The organism is Rhodococcus sp. (in: high G+C Gram-positive bacteria) (genome assembly GCF_049286785.1).
Classification (GTDB): Bacteria; Actinomycetota; Actinomycetes; order Mycobacteriales; family Mycobacteriaceae; genus Rhodococcus_F.
In genome coordinates this window covers 1-3,165 of record NZ_JBAQEO010000077.1, presented here as the reverse complement: position 1 = coordinate 3,165, position 3,165 = coordinate 1, and the positions used below count along the sequence as shown (strand labels likewise).

Below are 3,165 nucleotides of genomic sequence, written 5' to 3'. Positions count from 1 at the left end.
CCAACCCGCGCGTCGTCAAACGTAAGGTCCTCAAATGGGCAGCGAAACGCTCACACCACCAACATCATCCGCAACCCACACGCCCTCCGGAATGCACGATTCTCACCGGCTAACTGAACGGTATTGGCACTAGGCGGGAAACGCTGACGAAACCGTGCAGTCCGCTCCTCAAACCGACATGCACTTCGGCGGATCCTCGGCGCGACGAACTTCGGACGGGAGCGGATAGTGGAGGCCATGCCTGACAACCGCCGTGTCGCCGGACTGGAGAAATGGACTACGGAACGGCTCGAGGAGTTCCTGGAGGAGCTCGAGCGTGACGGCGTGCCACACGCCGATTCGGGAAGACCCTCACTCACCTACGACACGGTTCGTGCCGAACTCGCTCGTAAGCGATCCGAGCAGCTCTAGGCTCAGAAACGGTCCGTGCCGGAACAAGTCCAGGCGAGACATCTATCGTGTCGGACCGCCAGGGAAGGATGAGGAGATGGTGGACAACGAGGGGACCGGCCAGTGACCGCGGCCGCCGACCTAGACGAGCAGTTGGGCACCGCACGGGACACCCTCCACGCGCTTCGCCGTATCGTGCTCGACCTCGCCCGCGGGTATCAGGCGCTCACCGCCGTAGACTTGGATACCGACAAACTCGGGCACCCGATCACCGCTGCGGAGGCACTCAACGCCGCGCGCGATGCCCTGGCAGATGTGGAGCGGGCCCTGGTAATGGCCGACGACGCGGCCGACATTGCCCAGCGGTACACCTCGAGGCTGAAGGAACGCTGATCGGGCAGTGATAGCCGCCCGCCTGGGCCGTGCACGGTCATGCGAACCTATACGGTGGTTCTATTTCGGTCGACTTCCGCCCCACTCAAGTGTGAGTCCCGGATTCTGCACGTCATGGTCGGTCATTGAGTAGATGACCTTTGCTCGCCCGCCCGCACTGCCGCTGCACCATCGCGGCGCCGCCTATCTGTGCCTGACGACGTCCGACAGTTGCGTGAGGTGGTGACACGGCTTCGGTGCCGAGCGCGAGGATCCTCCCGCGGATGTCATCGTGCGGTGTCTGCAATGAACCGTGCGACCCGCGGCGGCAGTCTGCGGCCCTCCTCACCAGTCGGGAACTCGAGCGGTAGCAGGCCCAACTGTTCGAGACGGGGGACGAGCTCACGTGGCACCGGTCCGTCAGGGTCGGCCCGCAGTCGGTCCTGCTGCTCTGCGGTCAGAAGTCGCCAGCGGTGGTCGAGGTCCGCGGTCATGGCGATGATGCTACCGTCGCCGCGCGCAGCGCACGGAACCACGGAGCGCGGGAAACGGCGGCGGCTGCACCTCGCCGGTGATGGTTCGCTGGGGCCCTCGCAATTCACCGATTTCCCCACGGCTCCTGAATCTACGGAGTCGAATGCTTCGCGTCGGGGGTCGGCGTCACCAAACGCGGGTTCCACGGGCACTTCGCCGACCCGAACACGCTGCTGAACGACATGCTCGACAGTTGGAACGCGACAGCACCGGCGAGGGACGTCACCGAGTCGAGCGTGAGGGTGGCAATGCACGGACGAGTACCCGGCAAGCGGGCCTGCCCGGTAGTGGTCGGCGCCCCGGGCCGATCCGCGCCTCCGGTGAACCCGCACCAAAGGTTCGAATCCTGCCACGGGCGCAGTAAATGGCAGGTCAGAGTCGATATTTCGTAGTTTCTAACTTGCCGTTGAATGTCGGTGATCTCCGCGCTCCGGGCGCCCGGAGGAGAATCAAGGCCATGAGCACCCAGGACGATGACCACGCGATCCGCGACGGCGTGAACCGTGTTCCCCCGCCACCTGACAGTGTCATCGAGCGCGTCACTCCCGTACTCCGCGCCGCTCTTGTCCGGGCCGAAACCCGACTGTCAGAGCGATGCGCCGCGAAGACTGCGCCCGTCGAACTGCACGACGCAGCCATCAAGGCCGTGAAGCTCGCGCATGCAAACCTGAGCACTTTCCTTGCGGCCGACACGGCGCATCCCGACAGTCCCACCTCGCAGATCGACTACTACCGCTTCGCCTACGCACTGATCGATCGGATCGCCGAGGCACGCAAGGCCGGTGTCGACGTCAGGCTCGACAAGCTCGAGATCCGGCGCTGACGTCAATTCAGATCAAATCAACGTCGGCACGGGTGGGGCACCCACAGTGCAGAGGTGGTGATCGTGTGATCCATCAAGAGATCCGGGAGCGGGTCGCCGAGTTGATGCAACTCGACATCGCGACGGCCGGGACCGGAGAGTTGGCCAAGCTCGACGCCGTGACCGCGCTGGCCGAAGGACAGTATGTGCAGCAGCTGCTGAGCCTCCACGAATTCAGGCCGCTGGTGGGCTGACCAGGGCTCAAACGCCAGCGCTCCGACCTGCGATAAAACAGTGGGGCGGGTCGTCCACTCAGAGCGTGGATCGCGCCGCTGCCTGCTCTGTGGTGACGAGGCCGGCGCCCGTGCATGCGTGCGCACTACGCCAGCGAACTACGGCCGTCCCGGTCACCACCCTCGAGCAGCATCCGGCGAAGCGCAAGGGAGGACGCCGAGGAGCGTCCAGGATGTGGCGTGGAGGAGTGACTGCGGCACCGCCACAGATGTCGTGACAGCAAAGGTCCTATATATCTCGTTGATCGCCACAACCAGCGGCCGACCGAGGTAAACCCTGTGTTTCGGCCTTCCCACTCGCCCAGACTTGCCGCTAACCTGTGCACCGGGTCAGCGCGTCGAGGGTGCCGACCGCCCGGGTGGGGCGCTGAACTGCCGTGCAGCATCAGGGCGTTTCGGCGGCGCTGACCCGCCTCAAACTTTGATCTCGGCCGCCGGCGCGCATTTCCTCACCCCCGCAATGTAAAACGCCGTGGCGAACGCGCTGCAGATCCTTAAGGACCATCAGCGCGTCAGGACAGATCGACGACTTTCAGATGTCCCTGTTTCAGATCCCCCAAGCCAGCGACTTCAACGTTGGGGATCGGAACGGTGATGTTCAGTCGTTCACCACTGTGGAGATGCGAGTCCGCAGCAACCTGCCTTAACTTAACCTGGAAGCACCGATTGGTATGAGCGGCTGAGAGTGTCATAAAGGCGAAATGCCCTGTCGTAGTGGAAGAATAGGACTTCTCTAGGGTCGGATTCAGCCACACAGAAGGACATCTCGCGGAT

6 protein-coding genes are annotated in these 3,165 nt (G+C 63.8%); 4 read left to right on the top strand and 2 right to left on the bottom strand.

Going from position 1 to position 3,165, the window contains the following annotated elements; all coding sequences use genetic code 11:
- The first annotated feature begins 237 nt into the window (after positions 1-237).
- Together WAW17_RS02775 and WAW17_RS02770 are read left to right on the top strand one after the other, a co-directional pair.
- On the top strand, positions 238-411 hold the full coding sequence (locus tag WAW17_RS02775) for a hypothetical protein (RefSeq protein ID WP_185723526.1): 174 nt from the start codon (positions 238-240) through the stop codon (positions 409-411).
- Positions 412-513: 102 nt separating this feature from the next.
- The gene (locus tag WAW17_RS02770; RefSeq protein WP_005571513.1) at positions 514-783 is read left to right on the top strand and encodes a hypothetical protein; all 270 of its coding nucleotides are present in this window, start codon (positions 514-516) and stop codon (positions 781-783) included.
- 266 nt (positions 784-1,049) lie between these two features.
- Here the strand turns inward: WAW17_RS02770 and WAW17_RS02765 are convergent, their stop codons facing one another.
- Both WAW17_RS02765 and WAW17_RS02760 read right to left on the bottom strand, forming a co-directional pair.
- A complete protein-coding gene (locus WAW17_RS02765; protein WP_422331492.1) occupies positions 1,050-1,256 on the bottom strand; it encodes a hypothetical protein in 207 nt (68 codons plus the stop codon).
- Between the two features lie 131 nt (positions 1,257-1,387).
- Complete coding sequence (locus WAW17_RS02760) at positions 1,388-1,522, bottom strand: hypothetical protein (protein ID WP_422331491.1); 135 nt, start codon at positions 1,520-1,522, stop codon at positions 1,388-1,390.
- Positions 1,523-1,753: 231 nt separating this feature from the next.
- Here WAW17_RS02760 and WAW17_RS02755 point away from each other — a divergent pair, with 231 nt between their 5' ends.
- Together WAW17_RS02755 and WAW17_RS02750 are read left to right on the top strand one after the other, a co-directional pair.
- Entirely contained in the window at positions 1,754-2,119 is a 366-nt protein-coding gene (locus WAW17_RS02755; protein ID WP_422331490.1) for a hypothetical protein, read from the top strand.
- Positions 2,120-2,184: 65 nt separating this feature from the next.
- Positions 2,185-2,352 carry a hypothetical protein gene (locus WAW17_RS02750; RefSeq protein ID WP_422331489.1) on the top strand — a complete coding sequence of 56 codons (168 nt, stop codon included), beginning with the start codon at positions 2,185-2,187 and terminating at the stop codon, positions 2,350-2,352.
- Positions 2,353-3,165: the final 813 nt, after the last annotated feature.

Bases quoted from the DNA above. Each gene is read 5' to 3' on its own strand.
- WAW17_RS02775 (WP_185723526.1), top strand. From the start codon at position 238: ATGCCTGACAACCGCCGTGTCGCCGGACTGGAGAAATGGACTACGGAA.
- WAW17_RS02765 (WP_422331492.1), bottom strand. From the start codon at position 1,256: ATGACCGCGGACCTCGACCACCGCTGGCGACTTCTGACCGCAGAGCAG.
- WAW17_RS02755 (WP_422331490.1), top strand. From the start codon at position 1,754: ATGAGCACCCAGGACGATGACCACGCGATCCGCGACGGCGTGAACCGT.